Origin of the sequence: Coleofasciculus sp. E2-BRE-01, assembly GCF_040221695.1 — a bacterium.
In the GTDB taxonomy this organism is placed as follows: domain Bacteria; phylum Cyanobacteriota; class Cyanobacteriia; order Cyanobacteriales; family Coleofasciculaceae; genus Coleofasciculus.
Map to the genome: position 1 here is coordinate 1 of NZ_JAVKEA010000084.1, position 21,976 is coordinate 21,976.

A 21,976-nucleotide genomic window follows, 5' to 3' on the forward strand; every position below is an offset into this window, starting at 1 on the left:
GTCAGACAAAGACTGAAAGAATGGTATCAAGATAGTAAAGGAAAGAAAGGAGAAAAGCGAAGAGAGTTAGATGTCAGCCAATGCTTTGCACCTTTACTCAAGTGGATTCTCAGTTTATGGAAGTCTGAAGACAAGTGTCTAAAGAATTTGGTTAGCTATGGCAATAGCAACACTTTGGACAGTAACTGTAGGGAGTGAAGAACAGCACCCTATATCAAAACAGTTCAAGGATAAACCTAAGCTGAATTCTCGTATAAATTCAAAATCGGATTTAAAGAAACAAGAGAGAAATATTTCTTGTTTTTTGCAAGGATTAATCAATATTATTGCCGATTTAGTTTGTGGTAAAGGGATTTCCTTAAATGGTTTATTTCCACGACAATCTTTTTCCATAAATACGTCTTGAACTATATAATTCTTCTCTACCTTGTCTACTTTTCTTCTCTACCTTGTCTACTTTCCTTCCTTGTCCTCCAAGTCTAGTCCCCACCCTCAAGTAAAAAACCTACACCTGTCAGTCTCCCCCATCTCCCCTATCGTCCCTGTTTAGACGAGGCGATCGCAAGAATACCATATACGGCGATTCCCTGCTGGCGTAACACTTGCGTGGCGGAACGGGCGGTTGCGCCTGTGGTGTAAATATCGTCTAAAATCAGTACGGGTGAATGATGTGAACGTTTGCCAAAACGCTTACCCACAGCAAACGCCTCCGTGAGATTTTGCGATCGCTCTTTTGCAGATAAGCCAAACTGGGCTTCAGTTTCCCGAACCCGTTCTAAACCGTGGGGCTGATACTGATACCCTGTAAATTGACAAAAACTCTCGGCAAGAAGTTCAGCTTGATTAAATCCCCGTTGTTGGCGCTTAATGGGGTGAATCGGAATCGGAATCACCGTTAACTTTTTCCTCTGCTGTGCCGCCGCCGATTTTAGCCAAGCCTCACCCAACCAGAATCCCAAAGGACGGGCTATCTGGGTATGATTCTCGTATTTTAGCGCCGCGATCGCCCGTTTCAATGTGCCGCCATAATGTCCCCAAACAAACACGGGTAACTCTCCTTGCCAAAATTGACTCGGATGCTTGAGTTGACAGCGCTGTAACTGACGCTGACAGTAGGGGCAAAGTTCAGCATCTGTCGCGCGATCGCATAATGGACAGTTTGATTTTAGGAATAAAGACAGTATGCTATTCGTTAACTGTCCGATTCCTCGTTTCATTGCGTCTTGTCTGGCGATGACCTTCAGAGTCTAATTATACTTGAATTTTCCTTCTAGCGTTCCCAAAGTCCTTAAGCAACATCTAATAAAAACATCGACAAAAACGCCAAATACAACAAAAGAGCCAGTAAAACGACAATAAAGGGGGGTGTAAAAATTACCGGAAAACTCGCTTCCTCCAAAAGGTTAGGCAAAAAACCTTGATAGCATATCGTATCTCCACACGTTCCATAATTGAAGAGAATCACAAACGTTTGTAATCCAATTATTTTAGGTAAAAAACTTCCTTTTATTCTTACTTTAGTTCGTCTTTTTGCCGTTCGCGCCGTCGCACTAAAAAACAAAAAGATTGTCGTTGTGGTGTAAAACAATCCGGCAAACGCAATGTAGAAGAAAATTGACATCCAGCCGCCCGATGTTATAAAAAAGAGGGGGATGCTAATTAACGCATAAATCAGGTAAACACTAAAGACCAGCCAAATATTGGTTGTAATCATTGAAGTTATAACCCTTACCGATTTACAAACAGCTTTATTCCAGCATCTATAAAAATTAGAGCTGGATGCAAACAGGTAGAAGCTGAAGCCTGGTTTAATAATTATTTGTACAAGATGAAATACTTGTTTTTTTCTTCAACAGAGTGATTACAATCGTTTAACTCATTAGATATTGCACCATTAGATCCTCGTTTGCTAGTCTTCCACTCCCAATACTTCGTCAAGTTAGGGGGCTTTATGTTTATACCTACTCATAAACGAATGATTATCCGGAATACTTTTAAGGTAGCAGCATTGGTTGCAGAGGTATAGAGGTGTGGAAGTGTAAACAAAGGACAAATGACCAATGACCAATGATTTAAATTGATACTTCCTCAATATCAGTCAAATTGGGTAATAAATTATCTTGGCTAACCGCACTTTCCCCAGTTCGCTGACAGCGCACCGCAAAGCTACAGTTACCGCATTTACCCGCCGATATTGGCACTTGGGGAAACGGGATATGATCATTTTGATAGCGGTGTAACCATCCAGATAGCCGAGTCAGCAACTCAGTTAAATCCGCTCTCGTTTTTTCATGTTGTACTCTATCGTAGGCAAACGTAATACATTTGGGACGGGGTTGAGACTTAACAAACCAGTACGTCATCGAAATTTGCTCAGGCAAATAATCACTGGTTTCTGCTAAAACATATCGGTATAAGCGCGTTTGCCAGTCTTTGGTTAACCGATGACGATTTGTCGGTAGAGGATAAGTTTTCCAGTCGAGAATTTGGGCGCTTTTTTCGTCTTCAATAAATAAGTCGTAAATAACCGTTAGTAAGTAGCCTTGCATCGTTACCGTGCGACAATGTTCAGCATCCCGAAAGGTTTGAGCATGACGGGCAAATAACTCTGGTGCTGCATTCATTAGCGCCGTAACCCAATGATTGAGTTGGGGATTATCTTTCAGCAACGAGTCTATCGGTAATCCGAGTTCTCGTTGTTGCATTAACAGGTGAAAGTAACTTCCCCACGTCAAACGTTCTTGTTGATCCGGTGAAACAGGACTTCCGCACTGATCCACATAAATATATTGAAATTTACGCGGACAGGTTTCTAACAGATTGAGTTGTCCTTGGGATAAGCGAGTTAGGGAAACCGCCGTACTTTGAGCATTCATGGTTTGGTAAGGACAAATACACTGTCTTTATTCCCTCGTCCAATCCGCAGATTTTCGTCGAGATAGGTAATCTCCAACCAGCCCCGTTGCTCTCGACTTTCAATGTTAAAATCAAGCGCCTTAAATTTTTTACCCGTTTCAATTTGCTGGATAAAGTTAGTTGGAGATTTATAGTCAATTAAACGTTTTAATCCCACAACAGACCGATTAAAATTCACATTAACGCGGCGTTGGGAAACGGGTTCAAACTGCGCTCCTACACTGATAATTCCTTCTAAGTAAGGCAAGCTGGAAATTTCGGCAATGTTATAAATTTTAGCGTCGGCGGTGCGAACACATTGGTAGATTTGACCCAATTGCCACAGGGGAAACCGACCCAGGTTTAACAAATCGCTACTGGTTGTGTAGAGTAATCGCCAGTTCCCTTCCAGTAAGTCCTGCGCTTCCAGTGGACGTGGCGTAGGGTTGCGGTCTTCTAATTGGGCAACGGCTGCCAAAATCGCTGTTTTTTCAGTGTCCGTTGCCAATAACCCCCGATTTTTTCCCGCGATCGCTTCTAATAACGTGGCTTTACTAACCATTTGTAGTCCTGACAATCCACTGTTAAATATGGTATCATTTTTATCAACTTACTGAAATTTATTATGTATAATCCTTCTTTGCGTGAAGAATCTCGTGAGCAACTGGCTCCAGTCATTTCCGTTCAACGTGAAACCTCAGTTTTAGAGTGGTTAGAATCAACGAATCGCCTGCTGGCGCGTGATCCGAGCGAGAAGGAGAGCGGCGATGACGAAGAGGAAATCACTGAATTGATGGGTGTCGAGGATAATGACTATGATGACGAGGAAGATGATGCTATAGATGAAGATTAACGAACGGGCATAGAATAGGAGCAACTGGGGCGCTAGGGCGCGATCGCTTAATTCACAGCCTGCGCCCTGATCCCCCAAGCCAGCACCATCAAGAAGGCTAACCCCATGAGTCCCGCGATCGGGTTTCCATCTACTCCGGTGATCCAAGGAGACACTTGACCCGAATACTGCACTAATTGTCCCACATTAATCATGTAATAGCCCCAAACCAACCCTGCATGTAATCCAATGGGTAAACCCAAACGCCCTTGTCCTCGTTTTGCCCAAACTAAGGTTAATCCCAACAGCACTAACCCTGGAAATCCTGGTAACGTGCGAATAATTTCTCCGAGGGGTTTGAGAAAATGCAGTGTGGCAAAAATTAGCGCATCTGCCCAAAGAGATAGTTTCGGAGAATAATCTCGTTCCAACTCATCCAATAACCAACCCCGAAAGACTAACTCCTCCGCCAAGCCAATACCCAGGGCGCTAACCAATCCTTCTACAATAATCCGCCGCAATTGTTCTGGAGGAGGTTGAAACGTTAGCCACCCTAATCCCCCCTCTAACGCAAACAAACTTAAGGTAAATAATAAACCAATACTTAACCCATTGAGCAAGTCTATTCCATTGCGCCGAGATACGCATAACCCATACGGCTTTAACAGTTGAGGTTCTCCATAAACAAAGCGTCCCCAAACTTGTAGTAGCCCTAAAAATTCCCCAAACAATAGCGCCATCGTTAGAATAGTGACGAGGTTTGAGTCATCGACCAAAAGGTAGATTGGCGCGGCTAACGGTAACCAAAATAGCCCTAGGGTAACAACAAACAAACCCAGCCGCACAGGTGCTGGGTATTGAGCTAATTTCGGGAGGTTTTGTCTTAAAATGTTCAGGACTTACGTCTCCCTATTCATCCGGTTCAATCGTACTGGTTAAGCCGTGATTCTTCAATGTTTCACAGTAGAACTCTGCATGTTCCAAAGCGCAGGTGATGACTAGAGCAATTCCTGAGTTGTGCGCTTCCATCATAATATTGACAGCTTGCGGCTGAGTCAGACTCGGTACCGTCTGTATCAAGGCTTGCACCACATGTTCCATCGGGTTGAAATCATCATTGTGGAGCAAAACACGATAGCGAGGTGCGGGTTTCCGAACAGTTGATGTTGAACGCTTTTCAATCGTTTCGACAGACAAGGCTAGAATCTCCCTCTCGTTCAAGTGTTTACAAAAAAATAGTGGCTGGGATACAGTTCCCTATTTTAGCTTTTTCTTTATATTACTCAACAATTATCAGACCAATCACCCGATTTGGCGAGTAGAGATAGCCGAATCTTGACTCGATTCCACAATCCTTATAGTCTTAATGTATGACTAAATAACCTGAAATGACACACAAATTCATATTTAAGCTCAGTAGCACGCTCCAGTCAGGATTTTTGGATCGGCTCCATCATTGCTATACCGTAGGGTGGGCATTGCCCACCAACCAAAATTTCAGTACCATTCCATTTAAAGGATGCCAGTTTTGGCAGGTATTAGAGACAATAATCATTCTTGAGTTTAAGATTAGGAATTGCTTGTGAATCCTGCTCTAAATCATCTTTCGTGTAAGGCAAATAGGCTTTTTTCCGCTTGAGGAATTCATACGTTTCCCAACAGGATGAGAAGTTGAGTATCTGGCGGACTTGGGCGGCTCCAATGTGCCATTGGCGGTAGTTATCAGCCGCGATGAATTCTAAACTTCGGCGGGAGATGTTGGTAGATTGTAGTTGTAGTTGATTGGCTATATCGTCAGGAAGTTCGCTCATGATTTGCATGGTAAACTTTCAATTGTATTTTTATAGTTTAAGGTGATTTTTTTCTACTTCGTCCACTTTTATCATTGGGCGCAAAATGAAGCATGACTGGGATATGTCTGACATGAAAAGGTTGACCTGAGCGTTCATGCCTATGAGTTGATATAAAAGCTAGGCTTCTAATTTTGCAAGGTCTAAAACTATAATCTGGTAAGTTCTTTCCAAGCAAGTAATTTTGCCATTTTTCCATGATTGATCTGGCATCTTCATCACGGATATAAATTAATAAACCGCCATGTTCTTGATTAGAGTCGCCACTTGAGTATCTTGTAGTGAGCTGCAGAAAACCTTCCCACAAATAATTGTTGTCTCTATAAATCTTTGCTTCTCCAAGCCACAAAAAACCATTCTTTCTAACAGTAATGTCAACATGACCACCGATTTTAGTGTCATGTGATACATTATAATCTAAACAACCCAATTGATTCACGATCTCTATAGTCAATCTGTCTTCTTTATCATTTTGACGCAGTTCCGGATTTTCTTGAATTTTAGAGATTACTTTATCTAAGTATTTATAGAAATTTTCGATAAAATTATCTTCAAATCCTAAATTCTTTGCTTCCTTAGCTTGCGTATAAATTTCGTAGTTGTAGAATCCGCAGCGTGATTGAATGGCAGCGATCGCAGTAATTAAATTTTCTCGGACTGTGCTTTTGGGTTTTAACAGAAGCTTATTCAGTTGAGGTAACTCTTCAGAGTCCCCAATTTTACCTATTGCCTCAATAACCTTTGGATGAACAACATGAGGATCAAGAGGGGTTTTAACTTCCAATGCTTGAAATAAAGCAGGAATTACTTTTCGACAACAATATCCTTCTCCTGAAACAATTGATACAGCATCCATAAAACAAATGGCGTGCGGCTCAACTCTCGATTGTCTCGGCTCAATAATTGCAAGATTTGTTCCGCTTGAGTGGGGATACATTCTTGTAAAAAGCGATTGATTTCTGAAGGATTGAGAGGTTGAATTTCCAATCGCCTTTTGATGCCCAAATCGCCGCTACCTAGCTCTCGCGTTGTACAGATGAGTGGTACTTCTGAATATTGGCACTCCTCACGAAATGCTTTAAGTTCTGTACGAACGGTGTCTGCTGGCATCTCGTTAAAGCCATCCAAGAGCAGAATCAGCCGTTTCTGAAACAATAGTTCTTCAACGTCTGGAATTTTCAGTCGTAGTTGTGGCTTAAGGGCATTTCTAATCAAAGTCAACATCCCCGAAGGATCTTCAGAGGTAGAAAAACGGATGTTGTACCTTTTCAACGGAACCAGCACAGGAATTCGAGGTTCTGGTTTCTCAAGCTCCTTTTTTGCCAAACTGACTAAACAACGCAAAAGCGCGGTTGATTTGCCCACACCTGGCAAACCTACCAGTAAAATATGCTCGGATTCAACGTAATTCTGGATTCCTTTAAGTATTGGCAGTGAGACTGTCTGTGGCTTATCTTCTTGTCTCTTCTCTTCAGTTTGCACCATCTGCTGAAATGAGAAGGTTGCCTGTTTAGCCGCGATTGTTTCAGTCAACGCATCCACAGCCCACCACTGTTCATAGCGGTGGCAGATTTTTTTTAGGTAATCCTGAACCTCGCTAGGGGCAATCATGGGAAAGTGATGTTATATCCATCTTAAGAGTAATGGCATACTCCTTAAGTCTGGTGGGCAGTGTCCACCCTAGGGTCTATCAAGGGTTTCGACGATCCGAAAAGGCAAATTTTCAGTGCCATTGATCTTAAGAGAGTCTTCTCTATGATAGGCTGGCTATCTGGCATAATGCCTCGATGATTAAACTGGAGACAGGTAGGAAACTGTTTGTGATGGTGAATAGCTGTAACAACCTAAGCCGCAGGGTGTTCCAACCCACAAATTAATCTTACCTAAATCACCCCTAACTCTCATAAGTTGCCCAGTATCCGGTTCATGCAGAAGTGCGCGATCGCACACTTCTAGAGCTAAAACGAGGTGAATCCATGATCCAAGCCTTGCAACCGCCGATTACGTTTGATGAGTTTATTGAGTGGCTACCAGAAACCGCTGAATGCCGCTATGAGTTACACCATGGGGTAATTGTTGAGATGCCAAAACCGAGAGGTAAGCATTCAAAGTTGTCAGGGGATTTAGCTTACAACCTAGGCACTGCAATTCGTCAGGCTTCCTTGCCTTATTTCATCCCTAAAGAATGTATTGTTCGTTCTCTGGATGGTACCTCTGGATATGAACCGGATGTCATTGTCCTAGATGAACCTGCACTGACTGATGAACCGGATTGGGAAAGTGGCTCTATCATCACTCTGGGCAAATCGATCAAGATGATTATAGAAGTCGTTTCAAGCAACTGGCGGGATGATTACTTGATTAAGCTGGGAGAGTATGAAGCCTTGGGTATCCAGGAATATTGGATTGTGGATTATGCCGCATTAGGTGGGCGACGCTTCATTGGCAATCCCAAACAACCTACTTTAACGCTCTGTCAATTGGTAGAGGGGGAATACGAGTTACAGCAATTTCGAGCAGGCGATCGCTTGATCTCGCCCACTTTACCCAACCTAACGCTGAGAGTCGATCAGGTTTTTGCGGCAGCACAGTAGAGCGCGATCGCTCTTTTGAACACCCGTTAGATTCGTCCGCCCCCATTCCTTAACGCTTACGCTATATTAGTTAACGTTACTTAACATTATCGAGAACCATGCAGGCGACCCCCGTTGCAGCAACAGCAACCATTCCTGGCATCTATTGGCAATGGCGAGGACAGTCCATTTACTACGTCAAAGCGGGTGAAGGGCGATCGCATCATCCTCCTCTGTTACTGATCCACGGATTTGGTGCATCGACGGATCACTGGCGCAAGAATATTGCTGAACTCCAACAGGAGTTTGAAGTTTGGGCAATTGACCTATTGGGGTTTGGACGATCTGCTAAACCGGACTGGCAATATAGTGGTGAGTTGTGGCGAGACCAGTTGCATGATTTTATCACTCAGGTGATTGGTCAGCCTGTGGTTTTGGCAGGGAACTCCTTAGGCGGCTATTGTGCGCTGTGTGTGGCGGCGCAACGTCCTGATTCTGCTGCGGGAGTGGTGTTACTCAATAGTGCGGGTCCTTTTACCGAGACGAAAGTTCCAGAGTCCTCGAATTCAGGGGGAAAGGGATTTAAGAACCTGACGCGATCGCTCTTATTGCAACCTTGGGCGAGTTTCCTTTTGTTTCAGTACCTGCGGCGACGGGCGATCATTCGCAGAACCCTCAAGCAAGTCTATTTAGATCACAGCGCTATTACTGATCAACTGGTAGACGATATCTATCGCCCCTCCTGCGATCGCGGAGCGCATAAAGTTTTCGCCTCTGTCTTCAAATCGCCCCAAGGGGAAAAAATCGATGTGCTACTTTCCCAATTACGCTGTCCCTTATTACTTTTGTGGGGAGAAGGTGATCCCTGGATGAATGCCAAAGAACGGGGAGCCAAGTTTCGTCAGTATTATCCTCAACTGACAGAATACTATCTCCAAGCGGGTCATTGTCCCCATGATGAAGTTCCCGACCAAGTGAATGAACTCCTAAAATCCTGGGTGATTAAAAATTGTTAAAGATTCGGACATTTTTACGCCAAAACGGTGTTAGGTGGTAGAGAAAAACAACTGAGTGCAACACAGCTTCTAACTGTTAGCACTAGGCTAATCAGCATTTTAAGATCGCAGAAACCCTTGATATACCGTAGGGTGGGCATTGCCCACCAACCTTCTAACCTCTGCCTTCTCGTACCAGCACCGATGAGCAATGATCACCTCTGACAACCCACCCCCCCAGAATCCACCACCGCCTATTGTCACCGATCCTGGCGTTCTTCAGAAAACCCTGTTTGACGATTTTATTCAATCGGTTTTGGCAAATGGCGAAATGGTCATGCCTTGTATCCCAGCATTAACCGAGTATTATATCTGGCGGATAGGGGCGCTGTTTCAGGCAATTGATTCTCGTTTTAGCAAGGAACAATTGCAGCAAGTGGGTCAAATGGTTGCCAAGAATCTGGTTGAGGGATTTCGGATTTCTCCCCATAGCAAATTGCGTCTGAAGTACGAAACCTCTCAGCCGACGAATGAGGGATACAAGTTCAAAATATCAATACTGGCTGCATCAGTTGTCGAGGAATATCAGAAATGGGTTGACTCCCGACAGCCGTTTCTATTTGGGTCTGAACCAAACGCGAAAGTGATGCAGGTAGCGGCACAGTTTGAAGATCCGACAACCGTAACGGTATTAGATGTCGGTGCCCGAATAGGTCGCCATACCCTTCCTTTAGCCAAACAGGGTTATTCAGTCGATGCGTTAGAGTTGTCCCCAACCTTTGTTGAACGGTTAAAAAATGCCGCCTCAACTGGTTCAGTTAACGTGACCGTTGGTGATATCCTTGATCCACTGATAAGAATGCCTCTAGCGCATTATCGTTTCGCGATCGGTGTAGAAGTTATTGCTGCTCATTGTCGAGATGTTGAGCAACTGCGATTATTTTTAGTCAAAATGTCTGATGTTCTCTGTTCAGGAGGACTATTACTATTTGCTATTTTTTTATGTCAAGACGATTACGAACCTGATCCGTTAACTCGGCAGATTTCTCAACTTCACTGGACTTCTAGTTGACACCAATGACTGATGTGCGCCCAATTAAATAGCAAAATCTATTCCATGATTTTTGCTGTATCACACCACGACAATTTGCCATTTAGTCCTGATTGTTGCGCTTGAGTATTTCTTGCTCAATATAGTCATCCAAATTGGGGATATATTGCACCGCTTCCGCTTGGAGAACCTGATTGACAATCTCTAGGGGTAACGTTTTTGCCCGTTCCAAGTCTTGATTTAACTGCTCATTTTGAGCATTGAGTGTATCAATTGTTTTACGGAGGAAATCTTGCTGGCGATGAAGGCTGTCTTCCAGCATCTGCTGTCCTAAAACTTGCCTAAATTGTTGACTAAATCTGAGCATTTTTATATTCATATCCTGAGTGCTGTTGGGTTCATCTTGAGTGTCGGTGTTACTGTCTTCGGGAATCGGTTGATCGGGAGAGGTTTGAGAGGTATCCTGGTTAGGAGTAGCGTGCAAAGACGTCACGCGATCGCTCATTGCTAAAGCTACCTCTGGAATCACCCAGGAACTGCAAATCGCGGCGGTTAAGGCTAAACTGTAAATTAGACCAGCAGATAGGGGATCAGAGGGAGAAGGAATCGGTGATTGGGGATTCACTTCAGCCAAAGTTTCCTCCGTTGTCCAGCTATTAAAATTCATGGTCGAAGATTGACCCAACAAGACAATTGATAGGGTGGAGGAGAATAGAAAAAACTGGGTAATGACTATGCCAATGTGAACAACTAAAGGATGGGTTATTTTAGGTAAAATTAAACGATTCATGGGAATTATTTAAGCGAAACTGTGCTTGAAGTCAAGGAATTGTCGGTTGGGTTGAGCGAAGTCGAAACCCAACGCCGTACAAGACTATTTTGGTTTTAATCGTCAGTCCAACTTATCGGATTTTTGCTTCCGGTTAAGCCAACTCATCCCTAGACCGCCCACTTCAATCGCACCTGCAAAAATAGTCGAAACGAGAGTTTTCGTGGGAACCTTTAAGCCAAAAATATCGAGTTTGTATTTACCAATAACGCCACCACCAGAAATGTCCAAGAGAACTGCTAAAGCGATAAACGATCCCAAAGCCGAGATACACCAGAAGCCCCAAATCCCACTAAATCCTATCCATGTCAGGATTGCTTTTAGTCGTTGGTTTGAGTTGTCAATCAAGGGTGTTTTTGTTTCTTGTTCAGGTAAAACCGTGGAAATTTTGTCAGCAGAGTCTTGATTTGCAGTCATGATTCACTCCATTAGTGAGAACGAGGACAACGGTTAAGTTCAGCGCCCGTGATTTCTGAGAGAGTCAGTTCACGGGCAAAGCGATTGGGGATTAATAAATCACCGGGTTGAGTGCGATTGAGAATTGAGTTCACAGAGGCTGGGAAAGATTTGCCCGGAGTGAACGAATTCTCTAAGAATTGAAACGGAGACGTGATACCTGTGGCGGAGAGAGTGACAGGATAAGCTTGAGTTGTTCCCGCCACCTGAGTTTCAGGATTGACGACAGGTTGCACAGTTAGGGTGAAATGATTAACCGGAAGATTCAGCACCAAAATTTTGCGATCGCCTTTTATAATTCGTAGGTTGGGGGAAAAGTCCAACGTGTTGGCGTCTTGCCAAACGACGACTTGATTTTTGGGCAGAATTGACCATCCACTGTTGTCTCCTATCAGTAGCTGAATGCTCATTTTCTCCGCCGAGGTGGGTAGAATGAGTGTGGTAAACCCTTCGGTTGCACTCTCCCGACTCACCGGAACCCGGATAGTTTGCAGGGGGCGGTTGAGAGAGAGTTCACTTCCGCCGTGGATAGTGCGACAGACGCCAGCTTGGGGCGGTGGTGGGTTTGGCGGTTGGGAAACAGCCGTGCAGCTTATTAGGCTGACACTACTGAGTACAATGGTTAGACGTTTAAGTTTCATGGTGAGTTGGGTTCATAAAGTCGTTTTGAGTGGTAAATTAACCTTATTTAGCAGTCTAGAAGCAGGCTATACCCAACAATCAACCCAACAACCCAACAAAATCGGTTAAAAAAGTTGGAAGTTTCCTAAGCTAGGTTTCTGGGGTCTATCTGCCCTAAGCAAATTTGGTAGTCTTAACGAAGAGAGGATGGACAAGATGAACCGACAACTTTGCTTAGAATGTAGGGAAGCGGAGGAGGAATCAGGAATCGATATCAATCGCCTCCTACATGAATTGGCTTTAATCAAAGGCAGAGGACATCCAACTGAACTGTCTGATAAAGAAACTCTCTATTTATGTCTATCGCTGTGTGGGTGCAGCAGTTCTGAAACAGCCTATCGATACTATCTCGGTAGGAAGCCAAATGAGGAAGAATTGGCTGGTCAAGATTATATTAAAAGACTGAGGAGAAATATGAATGCTGAAATGTCTGATAAGGTCAATGGATATATAAAAGAGCTTATGGGGATAGAAACCAATAAATACAAACCCTCTTGGTCGAAAGTTAGGCAGTTTCTAATTAGCAATGGATATGCGTGTCCACAGAATTCGCCTCAGTCTCAACAAAAAAATGTGAGAAAGGCGGTGATGATAGTCGAAGTTAAACAGAGTGTTGTTGAGGAGGTGAGAAAGACATTAGAAGAGCAATATGGAATAAATATTAATGTTTTACAAGTTTTAGGCATAAAATAAGGAGGGCTAAGATAGTGACCATTAATCGACATAAAGGTCAAGTAATCATTTTTGAAACCTCCCCAGAGGAATTGGAACAGCTTCAAGCGCTTTTTGAATCAGGAGAGTTGAGTAGAGTCCTAGGTATTCAAGTTTCGGATATCGGTGCAATAGCTGAATCAAACCCCACCGCCCCTGTCTTAATCGGTGTGCAGTTACGGCAATGGTTTCAGCAAAATGTGCTGGATAAATGGGAAGCAGAAGCAACACTGATTGGAACATTTCTCGCCCAAGAAATGAATAATACATCCAGTTGGAGTGAGGAATTAGAGGGGGCGCGGGGGGGTTCGAGATCACAAGTGATTCGTCGCTATATGGAATTACTGGATAATCCCGATAAACAGGTAAGTTTTCAAGCCGCGTTGGAATTAGGGGAAACAGGAAATCCTCATCCAGCGATTATTCAGGCATTAGTCAAAGGATTGCAAACCTGTCACCATGAGGAAACCTCTTGGCAAATTGCGTTAAGTTTAGGAGAACTTGCACCCAACCATCCGCAAGCCGCATTTGCCCAACATAAAACCATAGAATTAGCTGAACAAGCGGTGGAATTATTGGTGGGAGTGAAGCGGAATTCAGAAGAACAGATTGATGTGTTGTTGCAGGTGTATTCAACCGAGTTAGAGGATACATTACCGGAAGGATTAGAGTTAACCGTATTGGATGAAGCGGGGCAAGTTTGGCGAAAAACGACAGCACAACCGGGGGATTATTATAATCAGGTAGGGTTAACCACTCCCTTGGGGAAAGGGTTTACTGTTGAATTGGAATTAGGGGATGTTCGGGTGAGGGAAAATTTTATGGTTTGAAGTTCGTAGTTGTTCGTAGTTGCGCTTTAGCGCCATAAACGCTTAAATTCCCTGGAAATAAAGGTTACAATAATTTTTCGCGTCTTGATGCAGTACCGTTTATTTATGTCCGACAACTTAAGCTGTTTAGCATTTAAACCTTAGTATCAATAATGACGAAATCCTGGTAGTGCGAGCATCTTGCTCGCTACTTAGTTACAGTTGGGTTCAACAGGAACGATATAATCATTTTTACCCTGATTAAATGGTTGAAAAATTATGACTCTGAGATTTATTAGCCCCAAAACCGACTTTGCTTTCAAAAAAATATTTGGGTCAAACGACAGCAAAGATATCTTGATTAGCTTTTTAAACGCCTTGATTTATGACGCCAATCCTGTGATTCAGGATTTAGAAATCATTGACCCTTATAATCCCAGAGATGTCGTTGATCTCAAAGATAGCTATCTAGATGTAAAAGCCTTACTAGATAATGGCTCAACCGTATTAATTGAAATGCAGGTACTCAACGTGGCGTGCTTTGAGAAGCGTGTCATTTATAACCTAACCAAAACTTATGCGAATCAACTCAAATATGGGGAAGGATACTCTTATCTTAAACCCGCTATTGCCTTAACCATTACCGATTTTCTCATGTTTAACCAAACTCAACGGTTCCTAACGCGGTTTGGCTTAAAGGAAACACAGGAGTTGTTTGATTATCCTGATCCGGAAATCGAGTTAATCTTTGTGGAATTACCCAAATTCACGAAAACCCTGGATGAATTAGACAGTTTAACAGATAAATGGATTTACTTTATTAAAGAAGCTCCCAGCTTGGAAGTCATTCCACCCACATTTAGTCAACTTCCGGAACTAGATAAAGCCATGAATATCGCGAATCAAGCGAATTTAAGTGTAGAGGAATTGGAAAAATTGCGTAAACAAGAAATGTTTCTCGAAGACCAACGGGGATTTATTATTCAGGCAGAGCAGGATGGATTAGCTAAAGGATTAGAACGAGGATTAGAACGAGGATTAGAGCAAGGATTAGAGCAAGGATTAGAGCGAGGGCGTCGAGAGGAAGGAATCCGATGGACACTACGTTTACTGGAGCGGCAGTTTGGCTTAATTGCTCCAGAAATTATTAACCAGATTCAAAACTTATCGTTTGAACAAGTAGAACATCTAGGCAATGATGTTTTAGGGTTCAATAGTTTAGAAGACTTATCGAACTGGCTACAAGAAAATGGAATGAACAGGTAATACTAAGTTGCGTTATATCCTGTAATCTTGCTGGCTACTAACACCCAATTTAACAAGCTGGTTTCGTAGAATCATGGTGCGTTAGCGAAGCGTAACGCACCCTACATTTATACAATTTATACAATTTATGCAATTTATACAAATTCAAGAGGATAATTTAGCCAATTGGACAAAATGCTGCCCAGTAAAAGGGAGAAGCAAAGGGCTTCCTATTATCATCAATTTTATTTAAGAACTTATTCAACTTAATTCTAGAAGTACTCTTCAACGGTAATCGCTTAATCATCGGTTTCAGTTCTCGCTTCGTCGCATTTTTTAGCCAATATTGCGCTTGACGGAGGGCGCGAGATACATCATCTGGATTCTCCTGTAAGGTTTCATGGAACTTCAGCATCAGAAACGTGGTGGATAAATCATTCACATTCCAAAGACTCCCGACAATATGAGTCACACCCGCCGCCAGAAAACCACTGGCAAGTCCGACAAATTCATCAATTAATCCCGATTGACTGGTTAATCCGGTTTCGCAAGCGGAGAGACAGACTAAATGACAGTGACTTAAATCTGCTGCAAAGATATCCTTTAATATAAGTTCCTCATCATTGGCTAATTTCAAGTGGGATTGATGGGGGTATTCCAGATTATGTTCCCCATGACCTGAGAAGTGGAAAATATTGATAGGCTGAGAGAAGGCTTGCTGAATAGCGGATAGCGTGGCGCGTGATTTAGGTAAGCGGTGAAGTTGGGGGTAAAGTTGACAAATGGCGGCTGATTCGAGGGAGGCATATTTGAGATCACCCAGAGGATTTTCTACACTCAGGAGAGATAAGGATAGGGGTTGAGTTCGCTGGGTGGCTTTTCGCTGTTGATTATCGAGTCCGACTTTGATACTAGGGAGATAGGTAATCGTAAAGTTATCGGGAAATAAGGCATGAATCGGTAACAGGTGCAAGTCTCGGTGGGGAACTAAAATTAAATGGGTGACGGAGGGACAATGCTGCTTGAGGTACTGTACAATTCCTGGAATATTCAGCAGTTCCTTTAGGCGTTTTAAGGATTTAGGCATAGTTTTTATCCAGCGCTTCTCCTCGTCTGAGGGAATACAGGGTTGAAGATTTCCCCCATCTCTGGAATTAGCTTGGTTGCGCCGTTGGTCAAATTGGCGATAAGTTTGATAATCCTGTTTCCAAGTTTTAATCCAGTCTTCAAATTTGAGCAGTTGTTGAAAGGATGGGGGCGGGGATTGGGGATGGTTACCGTTAGTGCCTGGATTCCTGGGTTTGAGAACCTGAAGTGGCTGTTCGTGTCCCAGAATAAATGTGGTAATCGCCGCCGGACTAATGTGCCAGTAAATAATCGCGGTATGGGGATTTAATAGATGTTGCATTTGCTCATAACTGGGACTTTCTTCGGTAGATTTATAAGTACCGTAGCGCAGCCAGCGCAGGCAGAGATTTTTGCGTTCTTCGGCTAATTCCAGGGCTTTTATCGGGTGAGTGGGTTCGGGAGAATGGGCGAGTTCATCAACCCGCAATTGCACCAAGCTGGAAAATTTTCGGGAGAGTCGGATTTTATCGGCGTCTAAGGACATTTCTTGCAGTAAACGTCCAAGTAAGTCGGTGGCTTCTGCGAGTAATACCTGCACGTCTTGGGTTTGATTTAAGCCACGGTAGACTTGAATTAAGTCTTGTAAAACTTCTAAACGCTGTAATCGTAAATGCGGTGAGGTGAGGAATTGTAGGGCTTGTTGATAACATCGTTTGGCATCACGCCAGTAGGGTAAACAGTTTTGTTGTTGCTTTCCTTGGGAATAGTAGGCTTGACCTTTCTGCCAATGTAAATAGCCGCATCCTTCGTTATATTCTGGATTATTGGGTTGGAGGGCTTGCAATCCGTTATTATAGTTTTTAATTTTTGCTTTATCACCTTCTATTTTAGAAGCAGCTAAAGCTCGATGCGCCCAAGTCTTCCAAGATTGATTATTAGTTAACTGTAAAGCACGATCATAGGAATCAATTGCTTCTTTATATCGTTGTAAATCATATAGCAACACCCCCTTATTATCCCAAGCTGGGAATAAATTTGGGTTAAAATGCAATGCTAAATCATAGCATTTTAGTGCTTCTTGATGGCGTCCTAAATCAGATAGTACATTGCCTTTATGAGTTAAAGCTTCAGGAAAATCTGGTTTAAAATTGATTGCTTTATTGTAACAATCAATTGCTTTTTGATAGTGTCCTAAATAAGATAATGTTTTTCCTTTAGTATACCAAGCTTCGTAATAATCTGGTTTAAATCCTAGTGCTTTATCGTAACAGTCTAGTGCTTCTTGATGTTGATTTAAAATTTGAAAAACTGCACCTTTTGTATACCAAGACTGGTAGTGATCAGGTTTAAATTGTAGTGCTTTGTTATAACAGCCTAATGCCTCTTTATATCTTTGTGAATTTAGAAAAATAGTCCCTTTATTATGCCAAACTTCGTAGCAATCAGATTTAAACTGTAGTGCTTTATCACAACAGTCTAATGCCTCTTTATACCTTTGTAAATCTCGAAAAACAATCCCTTTATTATACCAAGTCTCGTAGTCATCAGGTTTAAACTGTAGTATTTTATCAAAACAGTCTAATGATTCTTGATAGCGTCCTAAATTAGATAGAATAACTCCTTTTGCCAACCAAGCCTTATAAGGGTCTATCTCAATCTTCAGCGCCTTGTCAAGGCTAGCCAATGCCGCTTCGTAATTCCCCGCTTCATATTCCTGAGAACTTTTGTCAAACCATTGTTGTGCTGTCTCCATCGCTGGCCTCACCCTGCTATAGCAAGCCTAACACTAACTCTCTATTGTAGAAAAGCTCAAGAGTGATCGCGCTTTCCTCGGCAAAATTTTAACCTTTCCCTCAAAAGGTGAACCCGGTTAATCGAGCATAGTCTCAGCCCTTCTCCAATCCACCTCACCCAGCAACAGTCAGCCTCAGACTAACTCTCTATTGTAGAAAAGCCCAAGAGTGCGATCGCCCCAGCTTGTCGTAAAGGAACCTTAGCCTTAGATTCCGTTGGGTTGAGCGAAGTCCTTGGGTTGAGCGAAGTCGAAACCCAAGCTACTGGCGTGGCGCACCTTAATTAGTTGATTAGAATTGTAGGGGCGCACCGACGTGCGCCCGATTTCCTACGACGTGCGCCCATCAAATCGTCAAATCTCTCCCACAATTTTAATTGAACAGTATTTAGGATAACCTGTGTAATCAACTGACAATAAACGATGAACCCTGAACAATCAACCATCAACAATCAACCCCCTAACATCCGAGAAGAACATATCCACCAGCTACAACGCCAGTTTTTGACTCGTGGTCAACTTAAACTCCCCTGCGTACCCGCGCTGCGAAACTATTACCTGCATCAAATAGAAGCACTGCTGCAAACCATTAACCAAACATTGGGTGAAGAAGCCGCCAGTCGCTTATCTCACAACCTAACACTGAAACTGGAAGAAGGATTTGAACAATCGCCTCTTTCCCTATTAGTGATTTCAATACGACCTAACTGCACCCCCTGAACAACGCTTCAAGTTTAACTTTTCCCTACAGAGTGAATCTGTTGCGGACACCTATCAACAATGGGTAAATGAACGAGAACCGCCTCTATTTGGGTCACATCCCGATGCGAAACTGATGGCAATTGCAGCACAATTGGGAGAACCTGCTCAAGTTCCAGTGTTAGATATTGGTGCGGCGGCGGGTCGCAATACTCTCCCTTTAGCGAAACTTGGTCATCCGGTTGATGCGGTTGAGTTAGCGCCAGTGTTTGTGAATCAATTACAAACTATTGTCCAAGGATCGAATTTACCCGTCAGAGTAATTCTCGGTGATATTTTCAGTCGCGAAATCAGGTTGCGACCCGCCTATTATCGATTAGTGGTTCTGGCTGAAGTTGTGGCGTCTCATATTCGAGATTGGGAACAACTACGGTTATTATTAGCCAAAATTTGCGATGTTCTTTGTTCGGGCGGATTGTTACTTTTTAGTATGTTTTTGACAGTTGACGACTACGAACCTGATCCCGTCACCCAACAAGTTTCCCAAGCAAAATGGTCTTGTCTGTTTACCCGCCAAGAATTAGCCAAAGCGATGGAACGATTGCCGATAGAATTAGTGTCCGATGAGTCTGTGTTAGAGTACGAACGCGAACATTTACCAGAAATAGCGTGGCCCCCCACCAGTTGGTTTATTAATTGGTGTTTGGGGTATAATGTGTTTCCCTTAAACCAGGGAAGACCGCCGTTAGAGTTGCGTTGGATTCTCTGTAGACGATTATAGTGATTAGTCAAGAAACAGTAAATTGACATTCAATACTTATTAAGCAATGAAAAATCTCTGAAGCCAAAATTGACCACAAAAGCAACATTCAAATTTTCCATCGATTTAACCAGAGAGGGGATATCTCCCATCGGTTTTGATTCGTAGTGATTGAATAAAATAGCCATGCGTTTTTCCAGGTCAGGGCGAATTTCGGATGGAGACAGCAAAACCAGTTTAAGCAGTAAAACTGTCATTTGTAGCGAACCCAGATTAACCACTAAATCATCAAACCAATAATGTTCTGGTTTTTCTGGACTTTCGACGATGAGTAAATTAAACAACTGGCTGCATGTTTTCTTGATCAAGAATTTGTCCAGTTTATTCTGATTATATTCAGTTAGCGTATTAGCCAGGTGTTTATTTAACAATCCATAAAAGTAATGTTGTCCATAGCTCGGATCAATTGATGCAATGATATACTGATATAAATTGTCTTTAAAGAGAGAATACGAAGGCGTCTTCAATGTGCGGTGTAGAAAATTTTGTGCCTCACAGTAGGCATAGGAATTCTTGGCTTTTCCGCCAAACTGCCGCAGTGCCAGATGCAATTCTTCGTCATCCAATAGGGTAGGATTTTTTACCAACGGCTTCCTCATTCTAGTAGGGGATACGTTTCCCTTGACTAGATAGGTTGCATACTGCCACAGTTCATCTTCCAACTGTTGCTGTTTTTCCGCTTGCAGTTTCTGGATGGTTTGCTGAGCTTCCTCGGAACAGTCTTGACTCAATAGACAATAGGAAAATAAGAATGGATATCGCCCAACTAACTCAGCTAATTTTTTCCGTTCCCATTTAGAAGACTTTTCTGTAGATGTTGGCTCATCCACCACTACCCTTAGACGTTCTAAGGCTCGATATTCTTCTGAATTGATAAAGGTTTGTACGAGTTGTCGCAAACGGCTAGTGGTGGGCTGGTGGCTAATTTGGAACAAATCCAGCAACTTGTTGATCGCTACATGTTCTTTAGGCGTCATTTGCCAACGGTTCACCAGAATGTGACAGCAGCGATAAATGATATATTTAAACTCTTGATCCGCTCGTCTAGATGCGGTAATTCTGTAGAGTATATCTAAAACTTTTGGGTCTGAATAGTCGATTCCATGGATAAACAACTGATGGAAACGTTCAATCATTTGCTCCGGAGATTCCCGTTGCAAGCAGTCTATTAGGTGTTTGTAGAGACGTTCGGCTAGGGTGTCTAAGTCAAGCTCTCCCTCGTGATTTCGTTTCGCGAAGGAAACAGGTTGAGGTAGACTCGGAAGAATCTGCTGCACCCACTGTTCACTAAAGACAGACTTGTAAATCGGGTTATAAGCTTGTAGTTGACTATTCTGCTTGACCACTAATCCAGTCAACCGCAATTCCATTTGGGGACGACTGTCATTCGCCCTAATTTGTCCATCTTGTAAAATTTGTTGGTAGATATAAATAATTTCCGGATGACGTTGCCCACATTTGAGCAAGCGATTGCGGATCGTTCTTAAATGTTCGGGTTCGTCAAAAGCTTCCCAATTTTCAATGACTTGGGTTTGAATCAGGTGTTCAATCCAAGCTGAGACTTTAGCTTTACCATTTAGTCCCAGAAAAATTTTTTTGAATGGATTAGCTTGCCAGGTTTCCCTAGTTTTAGGAGAATGTCTTTGTTTCTCAATAGAGTGACTGACTAATTTACACAGCTTTTGGGTGAGAAACGGTTGACCTCCTGTCCAGGCTAAAATTTCTTGGAGAATTACATCGGGATGACTAACTTTCCCGGCAAATCCCTCGGCTAAAGGTTGAATATCTTTGAGCTGAAACCCCGAAAGTTCAATTGCCTGACCGATATTGAATGGGGTGCAGTATTTATCTTGAATCAGATCAGATGGTGTAGCGACGCCAAGCAGAGCAAAGGTGAGGCGTTGATAGTTAGGATTCGTGGCTCGCTGATTGTAGCAAGATTTGATCGCGGCGAAAAAGTCATCCACCGGAAATTTTAAGCGGAGAACGTTATCGATTTCATCGAAAAAGATGACTAAGTTTTGCGGGATTGCTTGAAGTAATACCTCATCAAAAAATGTGCCAAACCGTTGTACGATCGAGAGATGCTTGCGCGTAGACCACCAAGCTTCCAGTTCACTGGCATCCATGAGATCAAAGCTGCCAGCCAAGGTGTAGACAATACCCGCGTACCACTGTTCTAGGGTAATATTTTGGCATCCGATCGCGGTCAGATCAACCGCAGCACAGGCAATCCCCACCTGCTTCAGGCGCTGCATCGTGCGAACCCGTAGGCTAGACTTCCCCATCTGGCGGGAGTTGAGAACATAACAGAACTCTCCAGCTTTCAGCGCTTCGTAGAGTTGATTGTCAGCTTGTCGAACCACGTAGGTAGGAGCATCAATAGGGAGACACCCCCCAACTTGATACTCGTAGGCTGAGTTTTGCACGGCAATCATGGAATGCACCTGAGGTTTAGGTAAAAATACGGGATTTCCCTCTGACAGGATTGTATCCTAGATTGTTATATTTCCCAGAACTGAGAGCCTTATCCCGCATTTCTCACAAACTAATTTGAGAAGATAATTTTAAGGGGAAAAGTAGAACTTTTCATGCGCAGAATAGAAAAATTCCAGATTATCCAACAAGATTAACTTAAAATTGCCAACCCTTACCCGACGTATTTGATAA

General features: G+C 43.0%; 24 protein-coding genes and 1 pseudogene. 11 read left to right on the plus strand and 14 right to left on the minus strand.

Annotation, left to right across the window (positions count from 1 at the left end; all coding sequences use genetic code 11):
* Positions 1-198 (plus strand): annotated as a pseudogene (locus tag RIG66_RS10145) (hypothetical protein); the annotation flags it as partial.
* The gene (locus RIG66_RS10150) at positions 158-406 is read left to right on the plus strand and encodes a hypothetical protein (protein ID WP_446377634.1); all 249 of its coding nucleotides are present in this window, start codon (positions 158-160) and stop codon (positions 404-406) included. The pseudogene RIG66_RS10145 and the gene RIG66_RS10150, both read left to right, overlap by 41 nt.
* Before the next feature lie 127 nt (positions 407-533).
* Here RIG66_RS10150 and RIG66_RS10155 read toward each other — a convergent pair whose 3' ends face one another.
* The 4 genes from RIG66_RS10155 to RIG66_RS10170 form a co-directional block, all read right to left on the minus strand.
* Positions 534-1,217 (minus strand): ComF family protein, encoded by a 684-nt coding sequence (locus RIG66_RS10155; protein ID WP_446377636.1) that lies wholly within the window; start codon positions 1,215-1,217, stop codon positions 534-536.
* Between the two features lie 71 nt (positions 1,218-1,288).
* A complete protein-coding gene (locus RIG66_RS10160; RefSeq protein ID WP_446377638.1) occupies positions 1,289-1,714 on the minus strand; it encodes a hypothetical protein in 426 nt (141 codons plus the stop codon).
* 358 nt (positions 1,715-2,072) lie between these two features.
* Positions 2,073-2,876: a PD-(D/E)XK nuclease family protein gene (locus RIG66_RS10165; protein ID WP_446377640.1), complete on the minus strand. Its 804-nt coding sequence runs from the start codon at positions 2,874-2,876 to the stop codon at positions 2,073-2,075.
* Entirely contained in the window at positions 2,873-3,457 is a 585-nt protein-coding gene (locus RIG66_RS10170; protein WP_446377641.1) for a PAP/fibrillin family protein, read from the minus strand. Before RIG66_RS10170 ends, RIG66_RS10165 begins: the two co-directional genes overlap by 4 nt.
* 63 nt (positions 3,458-3,520) lie before the next feature.
* On the opposite strand from RIG66_RS10170, the gene RIG66_RS10175 reads away from it, so the two are divergent.
* Positions 3,521-3,748 carry a DUF3134 domain-containing protein gene (locus tag RIG66_RS10175; protein ID WP_446377643.1) on the plus strand — a complete coding sequence of 76 codons (228 nt, stop codon included), beginning with the start codon at positions 3,521-3,523 and terminating at the stop codon, positions 3,746-3,748.
* 47 nt (positions 3,749-3,795) lie between these two features.
* Here RIG66_RS10175 and RIG66_RS10180 read toward each other — a convergent pair whose 3' ends face one another.
* The 5 genes from RIG66_RS10180 to RIG66_RS10200 all read right to left on the minus strand — a co-directional run bounded on the left by RIG66_RS10180 (position 3,796) and on the right by RIG66_RS10200 (position 7,188).
* The gene (locus RIG66_RS10180; protein WP_446377645.1) at positions 3,796-4,572 is read right to left on the minus strand and encodes a CPBP family intramembrane glutamic endopeptidase; all 777 of its coding nucleotides are present in this window, start codon (positions 4,570-4,572) and stop codon (positions 3,796-3,798) included.
* Positions 4,573-4,636: 64 nt separating this feature from the next.
* Complete coding sequence (clpS, locus tag RIG66_RS10185) at positions 4,637-4,924, minus strand: ATP-dependent Clp protease adapter ClpS (protein ID WP_446348685.1); 288 nt, start codon at positions 4,922-4,924, stop codon at positions 4,637-4,639.
* A gap of 341 nt (positions 4,925-5,265) precedes the next feature.
* Complete coding sequence (locus tag RIG66_RS10190; protein WP_446377647.1) at positions 5,266-5,547, minus strand: UPF0175 family protein; 282 nt, start codon at positions 5,545-5,547, stop codon at positions 5,266-5,268.
* Between the two features lie 28 nt (positions 5,548-5,575).
* The gene (locus tag RIG66_RS10195; RefSeq protein ID WP_446377649.1) at positions 5,576-6,433 is read right to left on the minus strand and encodes a HEAT repeat domain-containing protein; all 858 of its coding nucleotides are present in this window, start codon (positions 6,431-6,433) and stop codon (positions 5,576-5,578) included.
* Positions 6,382-7,188, minus strand: coding sequence for an NACHT domain-containing protein (locus RIG66_RS10200; RefSeq protein WP_446377651.1), 807 nt, complete (start codon positions 7,186-7,188; stop codon positions 6,382-6,384). Before RIG66_RS10200 ends, RIG66_RS10195 begins: the two co-directional genes overlap by 52 nt.
* A 365-nt stretch (positions 7,189-7,553) precedes the next feature.
* Between RIG66_RS10200 and RIG66_RS10205 the strand changes: the two genes are divergently transcribed.
* From RIG66_RS10205 to RIG66_RS10215, 3 genes are all read left to right on the plus strand, one after another.
* On the plus strand, positions 7,554-8,171 hold the full coding sequence (locus RIG66_RS10205; protein ID WP_446377653.1) for a Uma2 family endonuclease: 618 nt from the start codon (positions 7,554-7,556) through the stop codon (positions 8,169-8,171).
* Between the two features lie 98 nt (positions 8,172-8,269).
* Entirely contained in the window at positions 8,270-9,166 is an 897-nt protein-coding gene (locus tag RIG66_RS10210) for an alpha/beta fold hydrolase (RefSeq protein ID WP_446377655.1), read from the plus strand.
* A gap of 190 nt (positions 9,167-9,356) precedes the next feature.
* Complete coding sequence (locus tag RIG66_RS10215) at positions 9,357-10,217, plus strand: class I SAM-dependent methyltransferase (protein ID WP_446377657.1); 861 nt, start codon at positions 9,357-9,359, stop codon at positions 10,215-10,217.
* An 82-nt stretch (positions 10,218-10,299) separates the two neighbouring features.
* Here the strand turns inward: RIG66_RS10215 and RIG66_RS10220 are convergent, their stop codons facing one another.
* The 3 genes from RIG66_RS10220 to RIG66_RS10230 form a co-directional block, all read right to left on the minus strand.
* Positions 10,300-10,986 (minus strand): hypothetical protein, encoded by a 687-nt coding sequence (locus tag RIG66_RS10220; RefSeq protein ID WP_446377659.1) that lies wholly within the window; start codon positions 10,984-10,986, stop codon positions 10,300-10,302.
* Positions 10,987-11,088: 102 nt separating this feature from the next.
* Complete coding sequence (locus RIG66_RS10225) at positions 11,089-11,442, minus strand: hypothetical protein (protein WP_446377661.1); 354 nt, start codon at positions 11,440-11,442, stop codon at positions 11,089-11,091.
* A gap of 11 nt (positions 11,443-11,453) precedes the next feature.
* Positions 11,454-12,122 (minus strand): hypothetical protein, encoded by a 669-nt coding sequence (locus tag RIG66_RS10230; protein WP_446377663.1) that lies wholly within the window; start codon positions 12,120-12,122, stop codon positions 11,454-11,456.
* Between the two features lie 196 nt (positions 12,123-12,318).
* Here RIG66_RS10230 and RIG66_RS10235 point away from each other — a divergent pair, with 196 nt between their 5' ends.
* The 3 genes from RIG66_RS10235 to RIG66_RS10245 all read left to right on the plus strand — a co-directional run bounded on the left by RIG66_RS10235 (position 12,319) and on the right by RIG66_RS10245 (position 14,948).
* Positions 12,319-12,855: a hypothetical protein gene (locus RIG66_RS10235; protein ID WP_446377665.1), complete on the plus strand. Its 537-nt coding sequence runs from the start codon at positions 12,319-12,321 to the stop codon at positions 12,853-12,855.
* 14 nt (positions 12,856-12,869) lie between these two features.
* Entirely contained in the window at positions 12,870-13,703 is an 834-nt protein-coding gene (locus tag RIG66_RS10240) for a DUF1822 family protein (RefSeq protein ID WP_446377667.1), read from the plus strand.
* 264 nt (positions 13,704-13,967) lie between these two features.
* Positions 13,968-14,948 carry an Rpn family recombination-promoting nuclease/putative transposase gene (locus RIG66_RS10245; protein WP_446377677.1) on the plus strand — a complete coding sequence of 327 codons (981 nt, stop codon included), beginning with the start codon at positions 13,968-13,970 and terminating at the stop codon, positions 14,946-14,948.
* A gap of 157 nt (positions 14,949-15,105) precedes the next feature.
* On the opposite strand, the gene RIG66_RS10250 is transcribed toward RIG66_RS10245, so the two are convergent.
* Positions 15,106-17,748, minus strand: a complete 2,643-nt coding sequence (locus RIG66_RS10250; protein ID WP_446377669.1) for a CHAT domain-containing protein — start codon at positions 17,746-17,748, stop codon at positions 15,106-15,108.
* Between the two features lie 462 nt (positions 17,749-18,210).
* On the opposite strand from RIG66_RS10250, the gene RIG66_RS10255 reads away from it, so the two are divergent.
* Together RIG66_RS10255 and RIG66_RS10260 are read left to right on the plus strand one after the other, a co-directional pair.
* Entirely contained in the window at positions 18,211-18,507 is a 297-nt protein-coding gene (locus RIG66_RS10255; protein WP_446377671.1) for a hypothetical protein, read from the plus strand.
* A gap of 115 nt (positions 18,508-18,622) precedes the next feature.
* Positions 18,623-19,267 carry a class I SAM-dependent methyltransferase gene (locus RIG66_RS10260; RefSeq protein WP_446377673.1) on the plus strand — a complete coding sequence of 215 codons (645 nt, stop codon included), beginning with the start codon at positions 18,623-18,625 and terminating at the stop codon, positions 19,265-19,267.
* A 29-nt stretch (positions 19,268-19,296) separates the two neighbouring features.
* On the opposite strand, the gene RIG66_RS10265 is transcribed toward RIG66_RS10260, so the two are convergent.
* Positions 19,297-21,744, minus strand: coding sequence for an AAA-like domain-containing protein (locus tag RIG66_RS10265; RefSeq protein ID WP_446377675.1), 2,448 nt, complete (start codon positions 21,742-21,744; stop codon positions 19,297-19,299).
* Positions 21,745-21,976: the final 232 nt, after the last annotated feature.